The sequence below is a fragment of the Rheinheimera sp. genome (assembly GCF_037442345.1).
GTDB lineage: Bacteria > Pseudomonadota > Gammaproteobacteria > Enterobacterales > Alteromonadaceae > Pararheinheimera.
Genome location: NZ_JBBIQL010000010.1, coordinates 54648 through 79750, shown reverse-complemented (window position 1 = coordinate 79750; position 25103 = coordinate 54648). Strand labels below are relative to the sequence as shown.

General features: G+C 55.8%; 28 protein-coding genes. 18 read left to right on the top strand and 10 right to left on the bottom strand.

Translation table 11 applies throughout. The features are described from left to right. Positions 1–36: 36 nt before the first annotated feature. The gene (locus WKJ04_RS07715; RefSeq protein WP_337879900.1) at positions 37–1428 is read right to left on the bottom strand and encodes a PLP-dependent aminotransferase family protein; all 1392 of its coding nucleotides are present in this window, start codon (positions 1426–1428) and stop codon (positions 37–39) included. 105 nt (positions 1429–1533) lie between these two features. Here WKJ04_RS07715 and WKJ04_RS07710 point away from each other — a divergent pair, with 105 nt between their 5' ends. Together WKJ04_RS07710 and WKJ04_RS07705 are read left to right on the top strand one after the other, a co-directional pair. Then, on the top strand, positions 1534–2166 hold the full coding sequence (locus WKJ04_RS07710; RefSeq protein WP_337879899.1) for an NAD(P)H-dependent oxidoreductase: 633 nt from the start codon (positions 1534–1536) through the stop codon (positions 2164–2166). A gap of 2 nt (positions 2167–2168) precedes the next feature. Beyond that, positions 2169–2648 (top strand): carboxymuconolactone decarboxylase family protein, encoded by a 480-nt coding sequence (locus tag WKJ04_RS07705; RefSeq protein WP_337879898.1) that lies wholly within the window; start codon positions 2169–2171, stop codon positions 2646–2648. 86 nt (positions 2649–2734) lie between these two features. On the opposite strand, the gene hmpA is transcribed toward WKJ04_RS07705, so the two are convergent. From hmpA to WKJ04_RS07690, 3 genes are read right to left on the bottom strand one after another with little or no spacing between them, the layout of a single operon-like run. Then, complete coding sequence (gene hmpA, locus WKJ04_RS07700) at positions 2735–3925, bottom strand: NO-inducible flavohemoprotein (protein ID WP_337879897.1); 1191 nt, start codon at positions 3923–3925, stop codon at positions 2735–2737. Between the two features lie 23 nt (positions 3926–3948). After that, complete coding sequence (locus WKJ04_RS07695; RefSeq protein WP_337879896.1) at positions 3949–5148, bottom strand: NnrS family protein; 1200 nt, start codon at positions 5146–5148, stop codon at positions 3949–3951. Between the two features lie 2 nt (positions 5149–5150). Then, the gene (locus WKJ04_RS07690; protein WP_337879895.1) at positions 5151–5402 is read right to left on the bottom strand and encodes a hypothetical protein; all 252 of its coding nucleotides are present in this window, start codon (positions 5400–5402) and stop codon (positions 5151–5153) included. 163 nt (positions 5403–5565) lie between these two features. On the opposite strand from WKJ04_RS07690, the gene norR reads away from it, so the two are divergent. Further along, the gene (gene norR, locus WKJ04_RS07685; RefSeq protein WP_337879894.1) at positions 5566–7140 is read left to right on the top strand and encodes a nitric oxide reductase transcriptional regulator NorR; all 1575 of its coding nucleotides are present in this window, start codon (positions 5566–5568) and stop codon (positions 7138–7140) included. A gap of 48 nt (positions 7141–7188) precedes the next feature. On the opposite strand, the gene WKJ04_RS07680 is transcribed toward norR, so the two are convergent. The 3 genes from WKJ04_RS07680 to WKJ04_RS07670 form a co-directional block, all read right to left on the bottom strand. Further along, positions 7189–8499 carry a hemolysin family protein gene (locus WKJ04_RS07680; protein ID WP_337879893.1) on the bottom strand — a complete coding sequence of 437 codons (1311 nt, stop codon included), beginning with the start codon at positions 8497–8499 and terminating at the stop codon, positions 7189–7191. A 464-nt stretch (positions 8500–8963) separates the two neighbouring features. Continuing rightward, on the bottom strand, positions 8964–9431 hold the full coding sequence (gene ybaK, locus WKJ04_RS07675) for a Cys-tRNA(Pro) deacylase (RefSeq protein WP_337879892.1): 468 nt from the start codon (positions 9429–9431) through the stop codon (positions 8964–8966). After that, positions 9428–10321 (bottom strand): LytTR family DNA-binding domain-containing protein, encoded by an 894-nt coding sequence (locus WKJ04_RS07670; protein ID WP_337879891.1) that lies wholly within the window; start codon positions 10319–10321, stop codon positions 9428–9430. Before WKJ04_RS07670 ends, ybaK begins: the two co-directional genes overlap by 4 nt. Positions 10322–10421: 100 nt before the next feature. Between WKJ04_RS07670 and WKJ04_RS07665 the strand changes: the two genes are divergently transcribed. The 5 genes from WKJ04_RS07665 to WKJ04_RS07645 all read left to right on the top strand — a co-directional run bounded on the left by WKJ04_RS07665 (position 10422) and on the right by WKJ04_RS07645 (position 15548). Further along, complete coding sequence (locus tag WKJ04_RS07665; RefSeq protein WP_337879890.1) at positions 10422–11639, top strand: acyltransferase family protein; 1218 nt, start codon at positions 10422–10424, stop codon at positions 11637–11639. Positions 11640–11929: 290 nt separating this feature from the next. Next, on the top strand, positions 11930–12571 hold the full coding sequence (locus WKJ04_RS07660; RefSeq protein ID WP_337879889.1) for a TetR/AcrR family transcriptional regulator: 642 nt from the start codon (positions 11930–11932) through the stop codon (positions 12569–12571). Next, a complete protein-coding gene (locus WKJ04_RS07655; protein ID WP_337879888.1) occupies positions 12564–13511 on the top strand; it encodes an HlyD family efflux transporter periplasmic adaptor subunit in 948 nt (315 codons plus the stop codon). Before WKJ04_RS07660 ends, WKJ04_RS07655 begins: the two co-directional genes overlap by 8 nt. Continuing rightward, on the top strand, positions 13508–14434 hold the full coding sequence (locus WKJ04_RS07650) for an ABC transporter ATP-binding protein (protein WP_337879887.1): 927 nt from the start codon (positions 13508–13510) through the stop codon (positions 14432–14434). Before WKJ04_RS07655 ends, WKJ04_RS07650 begins: the two co-directional genes overlap by 4 nt. Next, positions 14418–15548 carry an ABC transporter permease gene (locus WKJ04_RS07645; protein ID WP_337879886.1) on the top strand — a complete coding sequence of 377 codons (1131 nt, stop codon included), beginning with the start codon at positions 14418–14420 and terminating at the stop codon, positions 15546–15548. The genes WKJ04_RS07650 and WKJ04_RS07645 overlap by 17 nt, the downstream gene beginning before the upstream one ends. A gap of 17 nt (positions 15549–15565) precedes the next feature. On the opposite strand, the gene flgN is transcribed toward WKJ04_RS07645, so the two are convergent. From flgN to flgA, 3 genes are read right to left on the bottom strand one after another with little or no spacing between them, the layout of a single operon-like run. Further along, the gene (gene flgN, locus WKJ04_RS07640) at positions 15566–15997 is read right to left on the bottom strand and encodes a flagellar export chaperone FlgN (RefSeq protein WP_337879885.1); all 432 of its coding nucleotides are present in this window, start codon (positions 15995–15997) and stop codon (positions 15566–15568) included. Then, positions 15994–16281, bottom strand: a complete 288-nt coding sequence (gene flgM, locus WKJ04_RS07635) for a flagellar biosynthesis anti-sigma factor FlgM (RefSeq protein WP_337879884.1) — start codon at positions 16279–16281, stop codon at positions 15994–15996. Before flgM ends, flgN begins: the two co-directional genes overlap by 4 nt. 59 nt (positions 16282–16340) lie before the next feature. Further along, complete coding sequence (gene flgA, locus WKJ04_RS07630; RefSeq protein ID WP_337879883.1) at positions 16341–17099, bottom strand: flagellar basal body P-ring formation chaperone FlgA; 759 nt, start codon at positions 17097–17099, stop codon at positions 16341–16343. Positions 17100–17171: 72 nt separating this feature from the next. Between flgA and flgB the strand changes: the two genes are divergently transcribed. Genes flgB through flgK form a run of 10 tightly spaced genes read left to right on the top strand, consistent with a single transcriptional unit; the run spans position 17172 to position 25094 of the window. Further along, complete coding sequence (gene flgB, locus WKJ04_RS07625) at positions 17172–17546, top strand: flagellar basal body rod protein FlgB (protein WP_337879882.1); 375 nt, start codon at positions 17172–17174, stop codon at positions 17544–17546. Between the two features lie 2 nt (positions 17547–17548). Further along, the gene (gene flgC / locus WKJ04_RS07620) at positions 17549–17965 is read left to right on the top strand and encodes a flagellar basal body rod protein FlgC (RefSeq protein WP_337879881.1); all 417 of its coding nucleotides are present in this window, start codon (positions 17549–17551) and stop codon (positions 17963–17965) included. 8 nt (positions 17966–17973) lie between these two features. Next, the gene (locus tag WKJ04_RS07615) at positions 17974–18645 is read left to right on the top strand and encodes a flagellar hook capping FlgD N-terminal domain-containing protein (RefSeq protein ID WP_337879880.1); all 672 of its coding nucleotides are present in this window, start codon (positions 17974–17976) and stop codon (positions 18643–18645) included. 11 nt (positions 18646–18656) lie between these two features. After that, positions 18657–19979, top strand: a complete 1323-nt coding sequence (locus WKJ04_RS07610) for a flagellar hook-basal body complex protein (RefSeq protein WP_337879879.1) — start codon at positions 18657–18659, stop codon at positions 19977–19979. Positions 19980–19989: 10 nt separating this feature from the next. Then, entirely contained in the window at positions 19990–20718 is a 729-nt protein-coding gene (locus tag WKJ04_RS07605) for a flagellar basal body rod protein FlgF (RefSeq protein WP_337879878.1), read from the top strand. A gap of 22 nt (positions 20719–20740) precedes the next feature. Continuing rightward, the gene (flgG, locus tag WKJ04_RS07600; RefSeq protein WP_337879877.1) at positions 20741–21526 is read left to right on the top strand and encodes a flagellar basal-body rod protein FlgG; all 786 of its coding nucleotides are present in this window, start codon (positions 20741–20743) and stop codon (positions 21524–21526) included. 13 nt (positions 21527–21539) lie between these two features. After that, the gene (locus tag WKJ04_RS07595) at positions 21540–22208 is read left to right on the top strand and encodes a flagellar basal body L-ring protein FlgH (RefSeq protein WP_337879876.1); all 669 of its coding nucleotides are present in this window, start codon (positions 21540–21542) and stop codon (positions 22206–22208) included. 11 nt (positions 22209–22219) lie between these two features. Then, on the top strand, positions 22220–23323 hold the full coding sequence (locus WKJ04_RS07590; protein ID WP_337879875.1) for a flagellar basal body P-ring protein FlgI: 1104 nt from the start codon (positions 22220–22222) through the stop codon (positions 23321–23323). Beyond that, positions 23323–23763, top strand: coding sequence for a rod-binding protein (locus tag WKJ04_RS07585; RefSeq protein WP_337879874.1), 441 nt, complete (start codon positions 23323–23325; stop codon positions 23761–23763). Before WKJ04_RS07590 ends, WKJ04_RS07585 begins: the two co-directional genes overlap by 1 nt. After that, positions 23760–25094: a flagellar hook-associated protein FlgK gene (flgK, locus tag WKJ04_RS07580; RefSeq protein WP_337879873.1), complete on the top strand. Its 1335-nt coding sequence runs from the start codon at positions 23760–23762 to the stop codon at positions 25092–25094. Before WKJ04_RS07585 ends, flgK begins: the two co-directional genes overlap by 4 nt. Positions 25095–25103: the final 9 nt, after the last annotated feature.

Here is a 25103-nt window from a genome sequence, read left to right as displayed (position 1 = left end):
GCTGACCTGCTGGATTTTTTCGTCACTTTAACCGCTTCAGCGCTGCTGCAGCAAGGCTTCGGTCGCCACCTGCACCCGTTGCAGCAGTTCCACCGCCTGTTGCTGTGACTGAATATTGGTGTAGCCAATCACCAGGCCATAACGTTTTTGCGAAGTGGCGTACCAGGCCGACAACGGAAACACCAGCAGCTGCTGGGCCTGCCAAATAGCAGCCAGTTGCTGGTCGGCACTACCGTGGCGTAAAAAGGCCACCAAGTGCATGCCGCCGTCGGTCAGTTCAAACTGAAATAAGCCGGGAAACACCTGCTGCATGGCCGCCAGCACCATCTGCCGGCGCAGCTGGTACAAAGCCCGCATTTTTTTCAGGTGTTTAAAGAAATGGCCTTCGCTGAGAAAGCGGCTGAGAATTTGCTGCGGCAATAAGGGCTGGCCGGTTTCGACAATTTCTGCCGTTTCATGGAAAGAATTGACCAGAGCTTTGGGCAACACCAGATAACTGACCCGCATCGATGGCATCACAGTTTTACTGAAGGTGCCGAGGTAAATCACCCTATCGGCCTGGTCCTGGCTTTTCATCGCCGGCAGTACTTTTTTGGTGTAGTGAAATTCACCGTCGTAGTCATCTTCCACCAGATAGCTGTTGTGTTGCTGCGCCCAGGCCAGCAATTTTTGCCGTCTGGGTAACGACAAGGTCACTGCCAGTGGGCTGTGGTGGCTGGGGCTGCAAATCACCAGCCGGGCATCCTGATGGTGCTGCAGCAGGTAATCGACATTCAGGCCCTCTTTGTCCACCGGCACATAATGCAGGTTGGCAGCGATGCGTTTCAGCAGCTTTTGGCCGAAAAAATAGCCGGGTTCTTCGTATATCACTTTGTCCTGCGGTTGCAGCAGGCTTTGCAAGATCAGCGCTATGCTGTGCTTGTAGCCACTGGTAATGCAGACCTGACTGGCCGTGCAATTCAGCCCGCGGGAAATAGTCACATAACTGGCAATGGCTTCGCGCAGCGCAGGCAAGCCCATCACAGGCGGCAGCAGCATTTGTTCTGGACGCATGGCCCGAATGGCTTTGCCGGACAACAACAGCCATTTTTTGTAGGGGAATTCGTCGAGCGACGGAATGCCAAGCCGGAAATAACCGGCGTTGTCGCGTAAGTCGACCAGATGCTGTAACTCGGCGTCCTGAAGGCCAGCGGTGCGCTCTGCCTGGTGCTGTTGCAGCTGCAAGTCAGGATTGACCAGTGTCCCTAAGGCGCCGCGACTGACAAGATACCCCTCACCACACAAGATGTTGTAGGCCGTTTCCACCGTTTTTTTTGCCACGCCCAAATCGTCCGCTAACACCCGGATCGCCGGCACCTTCTCACCTGGCTTCAGTTGCCCGCTTAAGATCTGCTGTTTATAACGCTGATAAATCTGCTGATATCCCATGTCCTACCTAAATACACGGTTTTTGTATCTTTCAACTATGGCATGAACGGCTAAACTTTGCACATCGAATCAAGCAACGCCACTGAGTGGTCACGGAGTTAGCGCATGAAACTGTTACATATCACGGTCAGCCCGAACCGGCTGAATTCAGCGTCCAGAGCAGTCGCCGAGTATCTGTTAACGCAACTGAGACAACGTTATCCGGGGTTGCAGGTCACCACACTGGATTTAGCACAGGACCCGCTGCCGCACCTGGATGCCCTGATGGTAGGTGCTTTTCTGACCAAACCGGATGCGCGCAGTGCCGGGCAACAGCAGGCAGTGCAGCTGTCAGACCAGCTGGTGGATCAGTTGTTGGCGCACGACATGCTGCTGATTGCATCACCGGTGTGGAACCTGGGTTTACCTTCGGTGCTGAAAGCCTGGTTTGACCATATTACCCGTGCCGGCCGCACCTTCGCGTTTACTGCCCAGGGCGACAAAGTTGGTCTGGTGCCGGACAGGCCGGTGTTTGTGGTGATGGCCAACGGCACTCCCTTTATTGGTCAGCCGACAGAGCAGGACGACCAGTTTACTCCATACATCCGCACTGCCTTGCGTTACATAGGGGTGACCAATCTGAAGTTTATTCGGGTGGATGGCACCCACCATCCGCGCACCAAAGCCTGCGCCGTGCCAGAGGCAATGGCCGCGACCGAGTTTTTAATCAATCAATTTGTTAACCCACAGGAGAGTTAATCATGACTGCACGACTGAACCATTTTGAAACCGTACCTCAGCTGACCAAGGCGTTAATGGATGCGACCATGGCCGGTTATAAAACATCCATTGACCCCGTGATCAAAAGCCTGATTGATATCCGTGCTTCCCAGCTGAACGCCTGTGCTTTCTGTCTGGATATGCATATCAAACAAGCCAAAATTAAAGGTGAACGTGAACTGCGGCTTTACCATGTGGCTATCTGGCGTGAGTCGCCATTGTTTAACGCCAAAGAAAAAGCCGCGTTGGCATTAACGGAGGCGCTGACCAATTTAGCGGGTGGCGGCGTCAGCTCTGAACTGTATCAGTCGACCAAAGAGCATTTCAGCGAAGTGGAGATTTCTGAGCTGACCTACAGCATTGGTTTGATTAACTTCTGGAACCGGATGCAAATTCTGGCGTTGGTGGAACCAGGTTCACAGGACATCGCCTTTGGCCTGAATAAAGCCGGTCTGAACTAAGGCCCATTCTGGCAAAAAAACCGGCAGCGCCTGTGCGTTGCCGGTTTTTTGTTTCGAAGCGCAGGGTCCGGCGCTGCGGGCCTGGGTTAGAAGTCGCTGTGTGGGCCAAACACCTCGTAATGAATGGCTTCGGCATGCACGCCTAACGCCAGCAACTGGTTTTTGGCAAACTTCATAAAGCCGGTGGGGCCACAAAGATAAAACTGGCCTGTCAGCAGTGGGAGTTCACTGGCAATGGCGTCCAACTGCATCAGGCCGCTGAACTCACCTGCTGCCGCTGGTTGCGGTTGCTGGTACCAGCTGTAGCTTTGCAGCGCCGGGTACTGCTGCTGTAGCTCGCTGATACGCTGGCGGAACGAGTGCTGCTGTGGGTTTTCGCAGGCGTGCAGGTACCAGACCGGCACATCGGCTTTTGCGGCAACCAATGTTTCCAGCATGGCCAGCATTGGGGTCAGGCCGACACCGGCTGAAATCAGTACAGTGGGCACTGTCTGAGATTTCAGGTAAAAGTCGCCGGCCGGTGGCATCAGTTCCAGCACATCACCTGGCTGAATATGCTGATGCAGGTAGTTGGACACCAGGCCAGGCTGCGGCTGCTCTTCGCGTTTCACACTGATGCGGTAGTTGCGGCCATTGGCTTTGTCCGACAGCGAATACTGGCGAATTTCGACATAGTCCGCATAAGGCGGCTTCACTTTGACACCCAGGTACTGGCCTGGCTGGTAGCCGATCACCGGGCCTCCGTCTTCCGGAGTCAGCACAAAGCTGGACACCAGCTCTGACTCTTTGGTTTTTTCACTGACCACAAAACGGCGGGCGCCCGACCAGCCACCAGTGGCCTCGCTGGACTGCTGGTACAGCTGTTTTTCACGGCCGATCAGAATGCCGGCCAGCAGCTGATACGCCAGAGTCCAGGCTTCAGCCACTTCGTCGGTAAATTGCTCTGGTGCCAGTTCTTTTAAGGTGCAAATCAGGTGATGACCGACAATGTCGTAATGGGCAGGTTCAATCACAAAACTGCTGTGTTTGTGTGCCACCCGTTCCACCACAGCCCCCAGCACCCCCAGGTTATCTATATGCCTGGCGTAGGACGCCACAGCACTGAACAGGGCGAATTGCTGGCGGCCGCTGCGCTGATTGGAAAGATTAAAAATATTCATCAGCTGGGGTTCGGCGTTAAACATCCGTTTGTAGAAATAATCCGTCACCGCCACACCAGCGTTTTCCAGCAGGGGCACAGTGCTTTTGACCAGTTCAATTTGCTTTGCAGTTAACATATCAACCTCGTATGAATAAAAAATCAGCCCGCCCGGCCGTCAAGCCGGCGGGAAGTCAGGATGGGCCAGTAGACCCGGATAAAAATCAGGAAGGCGGCCAGCCAGAGGGCAGCGCTCAGTTGCCACAGCAGATGCGGTGCACTCAGTGCGCTGGCCAGGCCGCGGCATAGCCCGCCCAGTAGCAAGGCAGCAAAACTCCAGGCCATCACAGGCCGGGCGGCTAAAGGGCGGCCTGTATGGCCGAGCGACACCCGCGCCATCATCGCCAGCATCATCGCGGCCATAGCACTAATCGCCACCAGATGCAGCATGTCTTTAAAATTCAGCCAGCCGGTCAGCAGGGCAATACCCATCAGCAGCAAGCCCAGCGCCATCGCGAGATAGGAGGCATGCAAAGACCAGAGCAAGGGCTGACGCAGCAAGCCAGGGGTGAACCAGTAGCCAAGCCGGATCAGGTGCAGCAGACCAGCCAGCGCCATCAGCCAACCCGGTGAAAACAACGGCTGGAAAAAACCACTGCTAATAAAAAGCGCAGTACCCGGCAGACTGACCCACAGCAGCAGTGGGTCCAGCCGCGCCGTGCGCATTTGTTCGGTCTGAGTGGCGCGGGCGGTGAAAAAAGGAATTACCCGGCCGCCGACTATGCCCATCAGCAGGCAGAACAACAGGATCATGCTGTGGCTTAAATGGGAGGCTAAGGCCCAGTGTTGGCTCTGGCTTAGCCATAGCAAGGCTGCATTCAGGCCGGCCATCGCCAGCAGCAACGGCAGAAACTGGTAGTTGTTGCGGCTTTTCGCCAGCCAGAGCTGACGGCCTAATGCTGCAATCACACCCAGCCACCACAGGCTTTGCAGCGCGATCAAAAGCCAGATACCCTGACTGGGGGCGACAAAAGGCGTCAGCCGCGCCAGTAGCCAGCAGAGGCAAAGCAGCGCCAGTTTGCCGCCTTTGAGCCCTGGCACGCCGGTCCAGTTTTGTGCGGCAGTCAGCAGGAAACCGGCCGCCACCAAAGCGCCAAAACCAAACAGCATTTCGTGGCTGTGCCAGAGCGTCGCTGGCAGCAATAATTGGCCTGGCCACCAGCCGGACAGTTGGCCAAGCCAGAGGCTTATGGCGAGCAGGGCCCAGAGCCCGGCCACTAAAAAGAAGGGCCGGAACGCCAGTGCCAACACCGCAGGCATGGCGCTGCTGGCCGGGTTCGGCTCAATAGTCAGCGGCTGCATGCTCAGCGTACCTCTTGCTGTAAGCCGTACTGAGCTACACAGCGGCCGACGTAGCTGATTTTCATCAGGGTGGCACTGCCGATCATGCTCAGGTGGCCAGCGATCAGCTGCTGCATGCTGAACCACTGCTCAAAGGGGTAACAGATCAGCACTGTGGTGATTAATATCAGCACTGACAACGTCAGCAGTGCATTGGACCAGCCCAATAACTTCTGGTAACCGGCCATGGCGAAGAATGACGTAGTGGCTTGCATACAGAGCTCCAGGTTTAGGTGAATTACAGCCTTACCAGAGCATTGAGCGTGCCACTTTTAATTTTTATTTAAAATCAATAATATAGATAAATTCTGTTGGTAATCGTGTCATTTTGACCTATGCTGTTTTGATGTTAATTTGTAACGAAAGAGTCAATTTGACATGTCCGCTGCAACAACAGAGCAAAACACAGCTGTGCTGCTGGAAGTGGCACTGGATTTAGCCAATAGCCTGAACAATGAAAACCGCTTTGACCGCTTGCTGACCTCCATTCGCAAGGCCATTCGTTGTGACGCCGTGGTGCTGATGGGCTTGCATCAGCAGGTGCTGACACCACTGGCTATTCAGGGCCTGTCGGCGGACACCATGGGGCGACGTTTTAGCCTGAGCGAGCACCCCAGACTGGCGCTTTTGTGCCAAAGCCCTGGCCCATACCGCTTTGCGGCAGACAACGAGTTACCCGACCCCTACGACGGCCTGTTGCTGGCGCGTTCCGGTGATTTGCCTGTGCACTCCTGCATGGGGTTGCCGCTGTATTCCGACCAGCAACTGATTGGTCTGCTGACCATCGACAGCCTGGAGCCTTATGCCTTTGACGGCATCAGCGACAAAACACTGGAGCTGATGGCGGCCTTGTCGGCTGCCACCTTAAAAAGCGCTTTTGAGATGACCAAACTGGCGCTCAGTGCTCAGCATGCGCAGCAGCTGGTGCAGGAGCTGACGCAGGAAGCTTTGCTGCGGGATGGTGGTGAACTGATAGGCCAGAGTGCGGCGATGCAGGCGCTGCGCAGTGATATTCAACTGGTGGCCGGGTCGGACTACACAGTGCTGGTGCAGGGCGAAACCGGTGTCGGCAAAGAACTGGTGGCCCGCACCTTACACCAGTTGTCGCCACGCAAAACCGCGCCATTAGTGCATCTGAACTGCGCGTCCTTGCCGGAGAGCCTGGCTGAAGCTGAATTGTTCGGCCACGCCCGCGGTGCTTTTACCGGCGCGGAAAAAGATCGTCCCGGTAAGTTTTTATTGGCCGACGGCGGCAGCATTTTTCTGGATGAAGTGGGTGAGTTACCGCTGAGTATTCAGGCCAAGCTGCTGCGGGTGCTGCAAAGTGGTGAAATTCAGCCGGTCGGCAAAGATGCGGTGCAAAAGGTCAATGTGCGGGTGATTGCCGCCACCAACCGCAATTTACAACTGGAAGTGGAGCAGGGCCGGTTTCGGGCGGATCTGTACCACCGGCTGACGGTGTATCCGCTGACGGTGCCGCCGCTGCGTCAGCGCCAGAATGATGTGCTGCCGCTGGCCGGTTATTTTCTGGAGCAAACCAGCCGTAAACTGGGGATTCGTCAGTTGAAACTGGCAGCGGATGCGGCGCAAGCTTTGCTCAGCTACAACTGGCCTGGCAATGTGCGGGAGCTGGAGCATGTACTGAGCCGGGCCGCGCTGAAAGCCGCCGGACAAAAAGGCCGGGCAGCTATTGTCAGCGTGGACGCTGGGCAGCTGGAGCTGACGCCTTCGGCGCCAGCGGCACTACCCAGCCAGCCTTCAGTGTTGCCAGAGCAGCTGACCGATTTAAAAACTGCGACCGACAGCTTTCAGCGCCAGCTGATTTTACAGACCTTGCAGCAAACGGGCGGCAACTGGGCCGAAGCTGCCCGGCGCTTGCAGCAGGACAGAGCCAACCTGACCCGGCTGGCCAGGCGGCTGGGAATTGCAGTGCAAAAACAGATTATTGGCTGAGTGAGTTGTCAGAAAAACAAAGCGGCCCATTGCAGGCCGCTTTGCGCATTAATCCATTAAATCTTCGTCAAGCATTTGCTCTGGCAGTTTTTCAGCCAGCACTTTATCGACACGTTTGCCGTCCATATCCAGAATTTCCAGGCGCCAGCCGGCAATTTCCAGCACGTCTGTGGTTTGCGGGATACGGCCCAGTTGGTACATCAACAAACCGTTCAGGGTTTGGTAACGGCCTTCGTCTTCTTCAGGCAGCTGTTTAATGTCCAGCGTGTCTTTCAGGTCAATGACCGGCAATAAACCGTCCAGCAGCAGGCTGCCGTCTTCGCGACGGATCACCATTTTTTCGTCGTCATCCTGCTGTTCGAATTCACCGGTTAAGGCGTCCATCATGTCCTGCAGTGTGACCATACCTTTGAGGTCGCCGTATTCGTCCACTACGAATACCATCTGACTGCCGCTGGTGCGGAAATGGTCGAGTAATTCCATACCTGACAGGCTGTCCGGCACAAAGTTGACCGGTTTGGCGAGCGTGGCAATCTGGATGTTTTTGCCGGCAATCGACTGGGCCAGCAGCTGTTTGGCTGAAACTATACCCACCACATCATCGATGTTGTTGCGGCAAATTGGGAACCGCGAATGCGGTGACTGCATCACCCGCTTCAGGTTTTCTTCCAGTGGCTGATTCACGTCCAGAAAGATGATGTCTGAGCGCGGCACCATCAAGGATGAAATGCTGCGCTCGTCCAGCCGGAATACGTTTTTCACCATGGCGTGTTCGCTGTGTTCGATCACACCGGCACTGGAGCCTTCCTGCAACAAGGCCTGAATATCTTCATGGGTAACGTTGTCGCCCATTTGCTGGTTAAAGCCCAGTAACCGCATCAGCGCGTGGGTTGAACCAGACAACATCCAGACAAAAGGTTTGGTCACCACCGCCAGCAGTGCCATAGGTTTGGCAATCAGACAGGCAATGGTTTCGGCCGACACCTGGCCAACACGTTTGGGCACCAGTTCACCGACCACAATAGACACATAAGTGACCACAATAACGACCAGCACAGTGGACAGTACGCTGGCGATGTTCAGTGGCATGCCGTAACTTTGCAGCCAGATGGAAAAAGGCTCAGCCAGGATAGATTCACCGAAAATACCGTTCAGAATACCGATGGAGGTGATACCGATCTGCACTGTTGATAAAAACTGGGTCGGGTCTTCCGCCAGCTTCAGCGCTATTTTGGCAGAACTGCTGCCGCCATGCGCCAGGGCCGTCAATCGCGATTTCCGCGCTGTGACCAGCGCAATTTCAGACATCGCAAAAATACCATTCAAGACGATCAAACCGACAAGAATGAAAATTTCCATAAAGTTTCTATATGCTCCGCGTATTAAGAAAAAGGATAGCGACCTGCCATCCGGGCAGGTGCTGAAAAAGCTGAATGAAGGTTTGATACCGCCATCGCCACCCAAGTGGCGGGGATCAGAAAGGCTTGCGCTGCAGGCAAATAACCAAAGGCAATAACCACAGCCGCCTGACGCGGGCTGTCGGTTGGTTTCAGGTTGTCAGACGCTACAATCGGTTGGATTGCAGCGCACCTTCGGTCGGGTTTCATAGGCCTGTGGCGAAAAAAGATGATGCCGCCATCTTAGTGATTTTAAAGCCGAAGTAAAGTGAATTCCCTGTTGCTGAGGCGTTAGCACTGGTTTGTCCGCCGAATAGCGGCCAGGAGTGAGGTCAGGCCAGCACTGGGGTCAGGTCTTGAATTTTGCGTTTCAATGCAAAATTCAAGACCTGACCCCAAAAGCCCACAAGACCTGACCCCTTAGGATTAGCGGGCTAATGGCACAAAGACGGCGCGGCAGCAGGCGGCTAAATCGGCAGGGGCCAGTTGCAGTTCCAGTCCACGCCGGCCTGCGCTGACATAGATCTGGGCAAAGTCGCTGGCGCTGCTGTCTATCAGGGTTCGCAGAGGTTTTTTCTGCCCCAGCGGGCTGACACCGCCCAGCACATAGCCGGTGGTCCGTTCCACCAAAGCGGCGTCGGCCATCTGGGCTTTTTTACCACCAGCCTGGCGGGCCAGTGCTTTCAGGTCCAGCTGATGCTGCACCGGCACCAGGGCGACCAGTAATTCGCTGCCGTCCAGCTGGATCACCAAGGTCTTGAAGACCTGCTCAGGTGGCAACTGCAGTTTTTCGGCCGCTTCCAGACCATAAGAAGTGGCCGCCGGGTCGTGGCCATATTCCAACACGTCAAAGCGAATACCGGCGCGGCGTGCGGTCAGAATAGCCGGAGTCATATTGGTTCTCCTTGCCGGAATTGATTGCGAAGTTGTTCTTTATAACGTCGGGACAAGGCCAGCCGCTGGCCTGTGTTGAGCTCAATTTCACCGTCACCACTGGCTTCATAGCTGATGCTGCGGATCGCCTGGTGGTTGACAGCCAAACTGCGGTGAATGCGGCTGAAACCCTGAGCTTCCAACTGACTGCATAGCTGTACCAGCGTGGCCCGCAGCGGGTAAATCCGGCCTGCGCTGTGCAGATTAACATAATTGCCATTGGCTTCCAGCCAGTCAATGTCGGCCACTTTCACCAGAAACTCTTTGTCCAGCTTGCGCACCAAAAAGTGTTTCGGAGCAACAGCTGCGGCTTCTGTGGTATCAATTTTGTCGGCTTGTTCGGCGATCAGCCTGGCATCGCCTTTTAACCGGCGCCAGACAAAACCCAGCAACTGGTGGCTTGTCAGCAAAAACAGGTAACCCCAGACATCTTTACGGTATTCGTACCAGAGTTCGCGGGCCAAAGGCCCAAAGTCGTAGCCCATGTCCTGCCAGTGGTACACCAGTTCCCTTAGCAACACCATCAGGCCGATATGGCTCAGGCTGAACAGCAGACTGGCCAGTGCATGCGCCAGTAACTGCTGGCGCAGCGCACTGAAACGCGGCGGGTAATGGCGGAAAAACCAGAACAGCAGTGGGCAGAGCGACAGGGTCGATAACAGGCTGCTGAACTCCCAGAGCCAGGGTTCCCACCATAACAAGCTATTGCCTGGGTCGCGGCTGTGCTCTATCCAGACCGAGCTGGCATTGATGCTGTTATTCAACAACAGATAAAGCGTCAGTCCCAGATAACCCCAGAGCGCCGGGTTTTTATCTATCAATGCAAACCAGCCCGGATTTTTCGTCCCCATCAGCCACCTCTTATCCCCGACTACCACCTCAGAACCACTTCAGCTCCCTTGTCCCCGCCTGTTCAGGCACAGTGCGGCTGTCAACTGAAGGAGGTTTAGCATGACACGAACTGACACTGAACGTCGATATGAACTGGACTGGCTGCGCTGTCTGGCCTTTGCCATTCTGATCCTGTACCACCTGGGCATGTATTATGTGGCCGACTGGGGCTGGCATGTAAAAACTGACCAGCCGCAGGTCTGGTTGCAGGACCTGATGATCTTCACCAATCCCTGGCGGATGTCGCTGCTGTTTTTACTCAGCGGTATGGCGCTTAGCCTGGTCTGTCAAAAATACCCGCCCTTGCGCCTGCTGGGGCTGCGTTCCAAACGTTTATTGGTCCCGCTGCTGTTGACCATGGCGGTGCTGGTGGTGCCGCAGGTGTATTTTGAAGCACTGAGCCAGCAACTGATTGAACCTGGCTATTTTAAGTTCTGGCAGCAGTACATCAACCCCTGGACTGAGTTATTGCCGGAGCACCAGAGCCCTATTGGCCTGCTGACCTGGAACCACGCCTGGTTTATTCCATACCTCTGGTGTTACAGCCTGCTGGCGTTGGTGGCGTTGCCATTATTGCAGTGGCTGGTACAACAGGCACAGCACTGGCCGGCCTGGCTGGCGTTGGTGGCGGTGTTGCTGGTGCTGGCAGCGGCCTGGTACTGGTTAAAACCGCTGTACCCCAGCACGCATGCCCTGGTCGATGACTGGTATAACCATGCCAAATACCTGCCGGTGTTTCTGGCTGGTTTTGTGCTGGCGCGTCAGTCTCACTGGTGGGCGCAGCTGCTGCGTTACCGCCGGCTTTGGCTGGGGCTGGCGCTGCTGAGTTATGCACTGATTATTGCTGACCGCCACCAGTGGTTTGACTCTCTGGAAGACCCGGCAGGCACCCAGTGGTGGCTGATGCTGATCGTTGTTCTGGTGGTGGTGCTGAACCACTGGGGCTTTTTGCTAGCCATTCTGGGTTATGCCGGCCGCTACCTGGCCGGGCGCAACAGCAGCTGGCTGACTTATTGTAATCAGGCCATTCTGCCCTGGTACCTGTTGCATCAAACGCTGATTATTGTCTTTGCCATGGTACTGAAACCGCTGGCGCTGCCCGCAGGGCCGGAGGCGCTGCTGATCCTGCTCTGCACCCTGGGCAGTGGCGCCTTGGCCTATGAAGGGATTCGCCGGTCTTCTGTGCTCTGCCTGCTGTTTGGTCTGAACCCACCCGCTTTACCCAAGTCACTTGAAGTGGCAGGGAGGCGGCAAGCCGGCGAGACCCCAGGAGCATAGTGACCCTATGTGACTGGGGCGAGATGGTGCAGCCAACAAAGCTGCAGCTTCAAGTCCGACGGGTATATGCCCAAGTCACTTGAAGTGGCAGGGAGGCGGCAAGCCAGTGAGACCCCAGGAGCATAGTGACCCTATGTGACTGGGGCGAGATGGTGCAGCCAACAAAGCTGCAGCTTCAAGTACGACGGGTAGAATTCATCAAAGCGACAGCTGGTGGAGAATTAATCAGCTGGAGCATTTGGCGTGCAGCCTCTAGCATATTCATCAACTGATGAATTACGGGGTAAACCATGCCGGAGCATGCAGGTCGTCCGTCAGGGGACAGTCAAATCCGTCAGCAGCTGTTGCACCATGCCCGGCTGCTGTTTTCGAAAAAAGGTTACGCCAAAGTGTCGACCCGGCAGATAGCCGAAGCGGCTGGCGTCAATGCGGCGATGATCCGGTATTACTTTCAGGACAAAGCTGGCCTGTTTGAGGCCGTTGTCACTGAAACCATTCAGCCTTTAGCCCAGCTGGTCCACCAGCAAAACCAGCAAAAAAGCCAGAGCAGCCCAGCGCTGTTTATTCAGACCTATTACCAACTGATGGGGCAGGCCCCCGAGCTGCCTAAACTGATCTTCCGTTCCTTGCACGACCCGGACTCGGCGGAGCACCGTATTGTCAGCAAAATTTTTGGTCAGATGTTTCAGCAGATGATCAGCCAGCTGCAGCGCTATATGCGTGAACCAGGCCGGTTGAAGCCTGAGTGTGATCCGCTGAACGCCATAGTTTCCTGTGTCAGCCTGGCGATCTTCCCGTTTTTAATGCCCGACGTAGTGAAACAACAACTGGGGATTGCCATGACCCCGCATTTTTTAACCCAGCTGGGGCAACACCAGCAGCAGCTGTTGCACAGTGGTCTGGTACCCGATCAGGAGAAGCAGAATGTTTAAATTAAGCCATGGGCCGCTGGTCCTGGGGCTGCTGGTATTGGCTGGTTGTCAGGGCGAATCGCAGGTAGCAGCTTTTGGCACCCTGGAGCGTGACCGTATCAGTTTGTTGGCCACCAGCACTGAGCTGGTGGTGCAAAGCCCTGTGAGCAAAGGCAGCCTGGTGCAACAAGGCGACTTGCTGCTGCAGCTGGATGACAGCAGCCAGAAATACCGGGTGGCGCAGGCCCAGGCCGAGCTGCGGCGACTGGAGGCAGTGCTGCTGGAACGACAAAATGGCAACAGGGAGGAACAAATAGCCGCTGCTGCCGCCACAGTGCAGCGACTGCAGGCCGAACAACAGCTGGCGCAGCAACAACTGGCAAGGCAACGTCAGCTGCGCAGCCAGAAGCTAAACAGTCAGGCCGATTTGGACAACGCGGTGGCGGCCCATAAAGCCGCAACAGCGGCGGTCCGCAGCGCCCGTGAACAGTGGCAGGAGCTACAGCACGGCAGCCGGTCTGAAGTGCTGTTGCAGGCAGAAGCCGCAGTGCAGGCACAGCAGATGGTGCTGGCGCAGGAGCAAAAAAAGCTGGCCGATTTAAGCATTGTCGCCACCCGTCGTGGCCTGCTGGAGGATTTGCCCTACAAGTTAGGTGAGCGCATACCGCAAGGGGCCGTGGCAGCCATTTTGTCGGCCGATGAGGCGCCTTATGCCAGGGTCTATCTGCCGGAGCCTTATCTGGCTAAAGTGCAGCTCAGTTCCGTGGTGCAGGTTCAGGTGGATGGTCTGTCCGCCCCGCTTGTCGGCAAAGTTCGCAAAATTGCCAGCGAAGCCAGCTTTACCCCGCACTATGCCTTGCAGCAAAAAGACCGGGCCCGGCTGGTGTTTCTGACCGAAATTGACCTGACCGGCGCTGAAAAACTGCCATCGGGTCTGCCAGTGCAATTGGTGCTGCCATGACTCAGTGGGCTATTGATGTCACAGCTATGACCCGGCGTTTTGGCGATTATACCGCGGTGGACGCGCTGGATTTACAAGTGCAGGCGGGCTCCATTTATGGCTTTCTGGGCCCAAATGGTTGTGGCAAATCCACCTCCATCCGTATGCTGACCGGGTTGCTGACCCCCAGCAGTGGCCAGCTGAAGGTGCTGGGGCTGGAACTGCCGCGCCAGGCCGAACAGCTGCGCCAGCAGGTGGGGTATATGACGCAGAAGTTTTCTTTGTACGACAATTTGTCGGTGCAGGAAAACCTGCAGTTTGTCGGGCAGATTTATGGTCTGAGCAGCGCCCACCGGGCTCAGCGCTGCAAAGAACTGCTGGCGCTGTACCATCTTGAAGACAAACAAAAAGTGCGGGCCGGTGCTTTAAGTGGTGGTCAGAAACAGCGGCTGGCGCTGGCTGCGGCCACCATGCATCAGCCTGCTTTGCTGTTTCTGGATGAGCCCACCTCGGCAGTGGACCCGGAAAACCGGCGTGACTTCTGGGAGCGGCTGTTCGATTTAAGCGACCAGGGCACCACCATTCTGGTGTCCACCCACTATATGGACGAAGCCGAACGTTGCCACCAACTGGCGATACTGGAGCTGGGGCAAAAACGCATTGACGGCAACCCGGCCGCACTGATGCAACAGTTGCAGGGCCGGGTGCTGGAACTGCGCGGTGACAAACTGCGGGCATTGAAACTACAGCTGGAGCAGCAGTCCGCTGTGTTGTCGGTGGCTCAGGTTGGGCAAAGCCTGCGGGTGTTGCTGCGTCAGCCAGCGGCCGATTGGTCTGAGCTGCAGCCTTTGCTGCCGGAGGGCGTCCGTGCAGAGCAGGCGCGGCCTTCGCTGGAAGATGTGTTTGTGGCTCATACCGGGAGGGCTTATGTCAGCACTCATTAGAACCGGTGCCATAGTGTTTAAAGAGCTGCGTCAGCTGGCGCGTGACCGCATTACCTTTGCGATGATTGTGATGATCCCGCTTATTCAGCTGATGCTGTTTGGTTTTGCCATTAATACCGATGTACGGGATGTGCCGGTCGGGGTGGTGGATTTTGCCGGCACCTCAGGCTCGCGCGAGCTGGTGCAGGATTTGCAGGCCAGTCAGGCCGTGTTGTTTGTGCAAAGTTTTGACTCAGTGCAACAAGCCGAACAGGCCATTACCACTGGCCAGGTCAGCGCAGTGCTTTATATTCCCCAGGATTTTGAGCGCCGTTTGTCCGACTGGCGGCTGGGGCAGGCTGCCGGTCATCTGGTTGCCAGGCCCTTGGCCCAGTGGCTGACCGATGCGTCAGACCCCACCTTGTCCGGCGCCATTCACAGTCTGCAACAACTGCCAATAGGCCAGACTCAGTTGCTGCAGGGCAGCCCACAACAAGGGGCGCTGGCGGTGGTGCATTACTTTAATCCCGAGCGGCGCACGGCCGTGAATATTGTACCCGGGCTGGTGGCGGTGATCCTGACCATGACCATGATTCTGTTTACCTCGGCGGCCATAGTGCGCGAGCGCGAGCAGGGCAATATGGAGTTTCTGATCAATACGCCTATTAAACCGCTGGAGCTGATGCTGGGGAAAATTTTGCCGTACCTCTGCATTGGTTTTATCCAGACCGGCCTGATTCTGGGTTTGGGCCACCTGTTGTTTGCTGTGCCGTTGCCGCTGGATCTGGTGTCGTTATTTATGGTGACCCTGGCCTTTATTCTGGCCAGCCTGACGTTGGGTCTGCTGATTTCCACCAAAGCCAAAACCCAGCTGGAAGCCATGCAGATGACGGTGTTTATTCTGCTGCCGTCCATTTTGCTGTCGGGTTTTATGTTTCCTTTTGTCGCGATGCCAAAGCCTGTGCAATGGCTGGCCGAAGTGTTACCGGCCACCCATTTTGTACGCATGATCCGCGCTGTGGTGCTGCGTGACGCTCACTGGCTGCAATTGCTGCCTGACCTGGGGGCCTTGCTGGTCTTCGCGCTGATTGGTCTGACGCTGGCGACCTTAGGTTTTAAAAAGCGGCTGGATTAAGTCGCAACTGCGGCCAGTCAGAAGCTCAGTTGCGGGTAACTTTGCTGGTCGTGTTGGCCGAGCAGGCGTTGTAACAGGCGGCGTTGTTGCGCCAGCAGCTCGCCGTTTTTCTGGTTCAGACGTTGGCAGAGTTCGGTGTGGCGCTGTACTTTTTGCAGTAAATCTTCGCTGGCATCGCGAATGGCAACAGGCAGTTTTTGCAGCAACCGGGCAAAACCCTGTGCTGTGAGTGGCAGTTGCAGTTCGGACATCGCCTGTTGACGCTGCTGATGATTGCGCTGAACCTGTGACAGCAGCGCCGTGGCCTGCTGATTGATCAGCTCCAGTTCGGCACTTTTACGCAGGCTGAGCAGCACATATTGCTTTTGCAACAAGGGCGATAATTGCTGCAGCAACTGCTGATCCTGCTGCAGGCTCTGGATAATCAGCTTCAGCGCCTGTTGGCTCATTTCTTGTGGAACTCCAGAATATCCTGGGCGGTTTGTGCGTCGTTCAGCTTAAACTGGCCGGACGCCAGTGCCTGCTTAATGGCTGCTACTTTGTCCAGGTCGACCTCACTTTGTTGGCCAAGCTGGTCGAAGCTGTGTTGCAAATGGCGGCTGGCGGCGTCTACCACATGCGCATTGCCAGAGTCAGCCGTTGTTGGGTGGCCGGCTTTTACGGGCTGTTGCTCTGTCTGCGGGCCTGCTTTTTTCAAGGCCTGAACCGGGTTGTACTGGTCAATTTTCAGCATAACGCACCTGTCTGTAATCTCTTGTTAGTTATCTTAAGCGACGCCGCAGCGGCAGAACTTTAATCTTTTCTGAATAAAGTTTGCACCGTATCTTCAGCGACCACTTCCGCTTCCAGTTCAGCGCCGGAACTGCTGTTCTGCACCCGGATACGCTGATGCAATACGCCATCCTCCAGTGCGACCCCTGTGGTGCTGGCGGCAAAATCGGCTGTTTTCACCTGAATGATCACGTGCTGGCCTTTGCGTACCAGCAACTGGGCTTCCAGCAGATGCCGGCTGACCGGCTGACCGGCACTCAGCCGGCGTTTGGTCCGCATGCCAAGCAAAGGTTCTATCTGTAACTCCGGGTCCAGCCGGGACTGACGCAGTTCAGTCAGTTCCAGCTTCAGCATCTGGGCCGTCAAGACTTCATCCCGCTGCAGCGCCCTGCTGCTGACCACGATCGGCAGCCAGACCTGCACTTGTGCTGTGGCGCGGCTTTGCCAGCTCTGAGGGGCTGGGCAGTTCAGGCTGTAACTGACCCGGCCCCAGGGGGCCTGCTGAGGGTTACCGCGACTGATCTGCAGGCCGCTGCAGGCCGCTTTGTCCTGCAAGGCGGCAGGCAGGTTCAGGCTGATCCGGGTTTTTGGCCGGGCCGGGCCGCCAAGTTTCAGGCTGAACTGACGGACCTCCTGATGGATCGCCTGCTGAATTTGCTGTTCCAGGCCAGCGGCCAGACTGGTGCCAGGCCAGAGCAGGAGGAAAAACAGCTGCTTCCATAGCGGAAGCTGTGCTTCCGCTTTTCGTTGCCGTTGCCGAGGTTTTGTTATGTAACACATTGAAATGTTTGGCCTTTAAAGTATGGCACAGACTTTGTACCTAAGCAGTATCGCCTGCTACAGGATACAACGATGGAATTTTTTGACAAAGCTTTAGGTGTACATCCTTTTTCACTGCAACTGCGGCTGGACAGAGCCGAGATTATTTCCGGCAACCTGGCCAACGTGGACACCCCGGGTTTTCAGGCCCGTGATTTGGATTACAAAAGCATTCTGCAAAATATCGAGTCGGATATCAGCAACCGCGAAGGGGGCCGCTTCAGCAGTGCAGACCTGCGCCAGCAACTGCTGTACCGGGTGCCAAACCAGCCGTCGGCTGATGGCAATACCGCAGAGCTCAGTGTGGAGCAGGCCAATTTCGCGGCCAACAGCATGGACTTTCAGACCAGCCTGACCTTCCTGAATATGAAAATTGGCGGCTTGCATAAAGCCATCAAAGGAGAATAAGCATGTCGTTTTCGGCTATTTATGACATCGGTGGCAGCGCCATGCGGGCGCAGGTGATGCGGCTGGACACAGTGGCGTCCAACCTGGCGAATGCCGACACAGCGGCCGCCAGCGAAGCAACCGCCTATCGCGCGATCAAGCCGGTATTTTCTGCACTGTACAGCCAGGATTTTGATAACCGCTCTGTGTCTGCTCAGGTGCAGACCCTGGGGGTGGTGCAGTCTGACCGCAGCGTTGAACAGCGCTTTGAACCCAACAACCCGCTGGCTGACGGCAATGGCATGGTGTTTTATTCCAATGTCAATCCGGTGGCTGAAATGGCTGACATGATGTCGGCTTCGCGTGCTTTCCAAACCTCAGTGGAAGTCATGAACCGAGTGTCCAGTATGCAGCAGAGCCTGCTGAAACTGGGGCAATAAGGAATCTTATGTCAGCCGTCAGCAATAACAGTCAGGTGAATAACAACACCCCGGGCAGCAGCATCAGCAGCAATGGCAAAACCGATGCGGCCGGGTTATCCAGTATGTTTCTTGAGTTACTGGTGGCGCAAATCAGCCACCAGAACCCACTGAACCCGATGGACGGTACTCAGTATGTCAGCCAGCTGGCGGAATTCAGCAGTGTCGAAAGTCTGGAAAATCTGAACACCCAGGCCGCCAGCCAACTGAAGTACATGCAAAGCCTGCAGGCGCTGGAAGCCACCGGCATGGTGGGCCAACGCGTGGATGTTGAGGCCGACACCATAGTGCTGGAACAGGATGGCCCGATCAGCGGTGCGCTGAATCTGGGGGCCGAAGTCGATCACGTCAGCTTCCGCCTCTATGACCAGGACGGCGAGCTGGTGGCTGAACAGCAACTACAACAGCCCGGCATTGGCACCTTCCGTTTTGCTTTTGACAGCCAGGACGCCGGGGTGTACCGCGTAGAAGCGGAAGTCACCGCAGGCCAGAGCAAACAAAAAGCCCCTCTGTATCTGAGCAGTACAGTGGAGCGGGTATCGGTTGGCACAGGGCCGGATGACATTATTCTGCAGGTGAATGGCCTGGGGAATCATTACCTTTTTGATATCAATCAGCTGACCAAAGCAACTCAGGGCTAAAGGAGAACGTTATGTCTATGTTTAATATTGGCCTGAGTGGCCTGAATACCACCCAAAAAGCGCTGGAAGTGACCTCAAACAATATCGCCAATTCAGGCACCGCCGGCTACAAAACGGCCAGCACAGAATTTTCCGCCATCTACAACAATGGTCAGCGCAGCGGTGTCGGCGTGTCGGCCACCAGCGAAAATTTTGAAAAGCAAGGCACCCTGGTGTCGACAGGCCAAAGCCTGGATTTAGCCATTACCGGCAAAGGTTTTTTTGTGATTTCTGAAAACGGCCGTCTGGCGTATACCCAGGCCGGTCAGTTTAAGCTGGATGATCAGCGTAACCTGATCACCAATAATGGTAACCAGCTGCAGGGCTATGGCATTGATGACCAGGGTAACCTGGTGCCTGGCGTGTTAACCGGTCTGAAAGTGGAAGCGGGGAATATCCCGGCCAAAGCCACTGAAACGGTGAATTTTTCACTGAACCTGAATTCAGGCAGCCCGTTAATTCCTTACACTGCAGTGTTTAATCCGAAAGACGGTACGGCCTTTAACTATTCACAATCAACCGAAGTGTTTGATTCACTCGGCAACAGCCACACCTTAACCCAGTACTTTAACCACACCGGGGGCAATCAGTGGGATGTGGTGTATTACATGGATGGTGAGCCGATGCTCGACACCGCATTTCCGGCAGGCATGTTAAGCCCAGACAGCCCCATTGATGCCAACAACAGTGCAGGTACACCAGTGAATAATGTGGCTGTGGTACGCATGACTTTTGGCTCGGACGGTCAGTTACGTCCGCTGGACGGTACAGCACCGGCATTGGATAACAACGTGACAGACCCGTCTGATGTGCGGGAATTTACCATAGACTTTTTCCCCACTGGTGCCAGCGCCATGAGTATCAAGCTGGATTTGGTGAAATCGACCCAGTTTGGCAGTGCCTTTGGCCTGTATGAAAACAATGCCGACGGTTACACCTCGGGTGAGTTTACCGGCGTCTCGGTGTCGGAAGACGGCAAAGTGCTGGCCACTTTCTCCAATGGCGAGACCAAACTGCAAGGCCAGGTAGTGCTGGCCAATTTTGCCAACCCACAAGGCCTGGAAAGCGCCAATAACACCACCTGGTATGCCAGCGAACAATCCGGCGCTGCCTTAATGGGGGTGCCCTCTGAAGGCAACTTTGGTGCGGTATTAGCCGGTGCTTATGTAGGTTCCAACGTCGATATCAGCAAGCAACTGGTGGATTTAATGTCCTTCCAGCAAAGCTACCAGGCCAACGCCAAAACCATCAGCACTGCCGACGAAATGATGCAGGTGCTGTTTAACGCTGTGTAAGGGGTAAGGCATGGAACGTTTAATCCACACCGCGGTTTCCGGCGCTGAACTGGCGCAAACTGCACTGCGGATCACCGCCAACAACCTGGCCAATGTGAATACCACCGGCTTTAAGGCGGATATGGAACAGGCCAGAGCCATGCAGATTTCCGGCGATGGGTACCGCACCCGCTTTCAGGCGCAGCTGCTGCCAGTGGCCACCGACATTCAGCCCGGGGCCATGATGGAAACCGGTCGGGACCTGGACGTGGCTGTTAACGGCAAAGGCTTTATTGCAGTGCAGGATGCCGCTGGTAAGGAAGCCTACACCCGTGCTGGGGAGCTGCAGGTGGGGGCCGATGGCGCCTTGACCGTCAATGGGTTTGCAGTCTTAGGCGGTGGTGCCGCTATTCAGTTGCCGGAGTTTGGCGATATCGATATTGGGACAGACGGCACTATTAACCTGCTGCCCGTTGGTGGTGGGGTGGTGGAGCAGGCGGAGCGGATCAAACTGGTTGACTCCGAAGGCATGACCATGCTCAAAGGCGCCGACGGTTTATTCCGGCCTCAGGGCGAAGAGGAGCTGGCGCAGTCCGATGCCATCAGCCTGCGCACAGGTGTACTGGAAGGTTCCAACGTCAATGCAGTGGAAGAAATGGTCAGCACCATGAATGTCAGCCGTCAGTTTGAACTGAACCTGCGCATGATGAAAACCGCCGACGAACTGGCGACCAGTGGCAACAAATTAATCAGCGGCTAAGGCCCGCACAGAGGACCACAACATGAATTCTGCTTTATGGGTAAGTAAAACCGGTCTGGCGGCACAGGACATGCGGATGACCACCATTTCCAACAACCTGGCCAACGTCAATACAGTCGGCTTTAAAAAGGACAGGGTGGTGTTTGAAGACCTGTTTTATCAGGTGCAGCGTCAGCCCGGTACTCAGGCCGACGAATTGAACCAGGTGCCGGCCGGTATTCAGGTTGGCACCGGGGTGCGGGTGAATGGCACCCAGAAAATCTTTACCGAAGGCAGCTTTGAGACGACAGGCAATCAGCTGGACCTGGCCATTGGCGGTCAGGGCTTTTTCCAGGTGGAAAGCCCGGATGGGGAGCTGCTGTATTCACGCAACGGCCAGTTTCATTTAAACGCCGATGGCCTGATCACCAATGGCAATGGTCTGCCACTGGCGCAAAACATTGTGGTGCCACCTGAGGCGACCAAAATCACGGTTGGCCGTGACGGTATTGTCACCGCTCAGGTGCCGGGCCAGGACGAACTGGTGGAGCTGGGTCAGATCCTGACGGTGAACTTCGTGAATCCAGCCGGTCTGGAAGCCTTGGGTGGCAACCTGTACCGTGCCACAGCGGGTTCAGGTGAAGCTTTGGAAGGTATTCCGGGCGAAGAGGCTTTTGGTCAGTTGCAGCAAGGCACGCTGGAAGGTTCCAACGTCAGCGTGGTGGACGAAATGGTCAATATGATTGCGGTGCAACGGGCTTATGAAATGAACGCCAAAGTGGTCAGTGCCGCTGACGATATGCTGAATTACATCAGCCAGAGCATGTAACGGGAGAGCAGTGATGTGGCCTCTGATCCTTCTGGCATTGCTGTGGTTGACCGGCTGCAGCAGCACCCCGGACAGCCCGCTGGCCGATGAAGCCGACTGGCAGCGCGAAAAACCGGTGCAAATGGGCAGTGCAGAACAAAGTGTGGTGACAGACGGCAGCCTGTATTCCGACTCCTACATGTTCACTTTGTTTGAAGACAAACGAGCCTACCGGGTGGGGGATATTCTGACGGTGTCGCTGAACGAACGCACCCAGTCCAGCAAAAGTGCCGACAGTCAGCTGGACCGCAGCAGCGAAATTGCCGGTGCCTTGCCTTTGCTTGGCAACAGAGACACCTCCCGCTTCCGTGGTCAGTTTGAATCGGGCCAGAGCTACAGCGGTGAAAGCAGTGCCAGTCAGCAAAACTTTTTGCAGGGCGCCATTACAGTGCGGGTCACAGAAGTCTTGTCAAACGGTGCACTGGCGATCCGTGGCGAGAAGTGGATCCGGCTGAATCAGGGCGATGAATACATCCGGCTGCAGGGCATAGTGCGGCCTGAAGATATTGATGTCACCAACCGCGTGTCGTCACAGCGTATCGCGGATGCCCGCATTACCTATGCCGGTAAAGGCACCCTGGCCGATGCGGCAGAGCCGGGCTGGCTGACCAGCTTATTTTCAACTTATCTGAACCTGTTTTAACGGAGCTGTGTATGCGTTTGTTTGCGCTGTTGTGCTGTGTGCTGGCCTGTTGCAGCAGCCAGGTTGTGGAGGCAGCTCCCCGTCCTTTGCTGGATATAGTGGATATTCAGGGGGTGCGGGACAACCAGCTGGTGGGTTACGGTCTGGTGGTGGGTTTACCTGGTTCGGGTGACAAAGCCCAGGTCAAATTTGCCGCTCAGTCGCTGAACAATATGTTGAAACAGTTTGGTGTGCAGCTGGATGAAAGCAATCTGCCAAAGTCCAAAAACGTCGCTGCTGTGGCTATTCAGGCAACCTTGCCGCCTATGGCCGGTGCCGGTCAGGCCATTGACGTGACGGTCACCTCACTGGGGGATGCAAAAAGCCTGCATGGCGGCAGTCTGATGCTGACGCCCTTGCGTGGGGTGGACGGTAAAGTCTATGCGCTGGCGCAGGGCAATCTGGTGGTGGGGGGTATTAAGGCCGAAGGCCAAAACGGCAGCTCGGTGACCGTAAACGTGCCTACTGCCGGCATTATACCTGGCGGTGCCATTATTGAACGCGGTGTGGACAGCTTGCAGCAGTCGCCAGACGTGGTACTGCACCTGAAGAAACCCAATTACAAAACAGCGCGTAATGTGGTCACCGCCATCAATAACACCTTTGGCCCTTCGGTGGCCAAAGCGGAAAACTGGAGCAAACTGGTGGTCAGCGCACCGCTGGACCCGGATAACCGCACCACCTTTATGGCGATGCTGCAGGACTTAACAGTCGAAGAAGGCTCGCAGCGGCCCCGGGTGGTGTTCAACAGCCGTACCGGCACCGTGGTGATCAATGACCTGGTGCGGGTGAAACGCGCCGCCGTCAGTCATGGCAACCTGACCATTACAATTTCTGAACAACAGGGCGCTATTCAGCCGTTGCCCTTCAGTCAGGGCGAAACAGTGCCGGTGCAAAACAGCGGTGTTGATGTGACTCAGCAAAACGCCAATATGCTGTTGTGGCCGGAAGGCACCTCGCTGGACACCATAGTGCAGGCCGTCAACAGCCTGGGAGCAACGCCAACTGAGCTGATGTCGATACTGCTGGCTCTGGACAAAGCCGGCGCGCTGGATGCCGATCTGGTGGTGATTTAATGGACAAAGTGCAATTACAACGGACCCAGGGACTGGCGTTTGACCCCCAAATTCAACGTATTCAACCGGCCAGATTGTCGGAGACCGAAGCCTTGCAACAAAGTGCGGAACAGTTTGAAGCTTTGTTTTTGCAGCTGGTACTGAAAAACATGCGGGCGGCAAATGAAGCCATCAGCGGCGAAGATGGCATGTTTTCCAGCTCTTCCTCCCAGTTGTTCCGTGATATGCACGACAGCCAGCTGGCGCAGACCATGGCAGGGCGCAGTCAGTTGGGGCTGGCGGAGCAAATTGTGCGGCAGCTGGAACCACTGACCCAGGACGGGCCGGAAAATAAATTAAAGTCGGCAGCTGAACCTGTCGCTGATGAGTTGTATCAGCAATTTTCAGTGCCTGCCTTGCAGCAGCCGTTACTGACTCCAAAGCGTCAGGGTGAATCATGAGTATGTTATCGAACGCTATTTCTGGCCTGAACGCGTCGTCTGCCGCCCTGAATACGGTCAGCCAGAACGTCGCCAATGCGGCCGTCAAAGGCTACAGCCGCCAGACTGTGGTGTTGCAGACCGCCGACGGCGCGCAAAATGGCGTCAAGGTGACCAAAATTGAACGTATTGTCGACGAGTTTCTCAATGCTGATATCTGGCGCACCGAATCGGATCTGAATTACTACCAGAGTTATCAGGATTATCTGGGGTATCTGGAAGAAGTGTTGGGCACAGATTCACTGAACCTGAATGACGCGCTGGCTGAACTGAACTCATCCTTTAACGCCGCACTGGTGCAGCCGGAGTCCCCGGCGTACCGCCAGCAGGTGCTGTCGTCAGCAGAAGCCATGGTGCAGGATTTACAACAGCTGGACGGAGCTTTAACAGGACAGATCAGTAAGCTGGAGTTTGAGTTACAGGCTGTCGGTGAAAACATGAATTCGACCCTGACCGAGTTGGCCGCGCTGAACCAGAAAATCAGCAAAGAAGCGGCTTTGGGGCGCGACACTTCTGTGCTGCTGGATACGCAGGAACAGACACTGCAGACCTTGTCCGGTTACCTGCAGGTGGATGTATTAAGAGCCGAAGACGGCAGTGTCACTGTGTCTGCGCAAAATGGTGCCCCTTTGGTGATGTCCGGTACCGCAGCTCAGGTGACGGTGGCCGGCAGTGCAGTCAGTGTCAAATTTAATAACCAGGAATTTCCGCTTTCAGGGTTGGCCGGGGGCAGTCTGGGTGGCTTGTTGCGGGTTAAATCCGAAGTGCTGGACCCGGCCCGCGCTGAATTAGGGGTTCTGGTCAGCACCATTGCTGACAGGGTGAACACTGCGCTGGCGGAAGGTTTTGATTTAAACGGCAATCCAGGCGAACCGTTGTTTGCCTATAACGCCGCCGATCCGCTGGGCACCATCAAGCTGAACCCGGCGATGAGCACCGATATGCTGGCTTTTCGGGGCCGGGTCGATGATGGCAGCGGCGGCTGGCTGCCTTCCGGCGGCAAAGGCGATAACGGCAATCTGGTCAATCTGGTGAAATCCATTCAGGGGGTTGGCGCCGGTTACGACAGCCTGATCGGCAAACTGGCGATTCAGAGCAAACAGGTGCAGGCCAGCGTCAGCACTGCTGGGGTACTGAATGATAAAGCCATTACAGCCCGCAGCAGTATCAGTGGTGTCAATCGCGATGAAGAAGCCGCCAACCTGATGTATTACCAGCAGCTGTATCAGGCCAACGCCAAAGTGGTCAGCACGGCAGGTCAGCTGTTTGACACCCTGATAACCATGTTCTGAGGAGAGTGA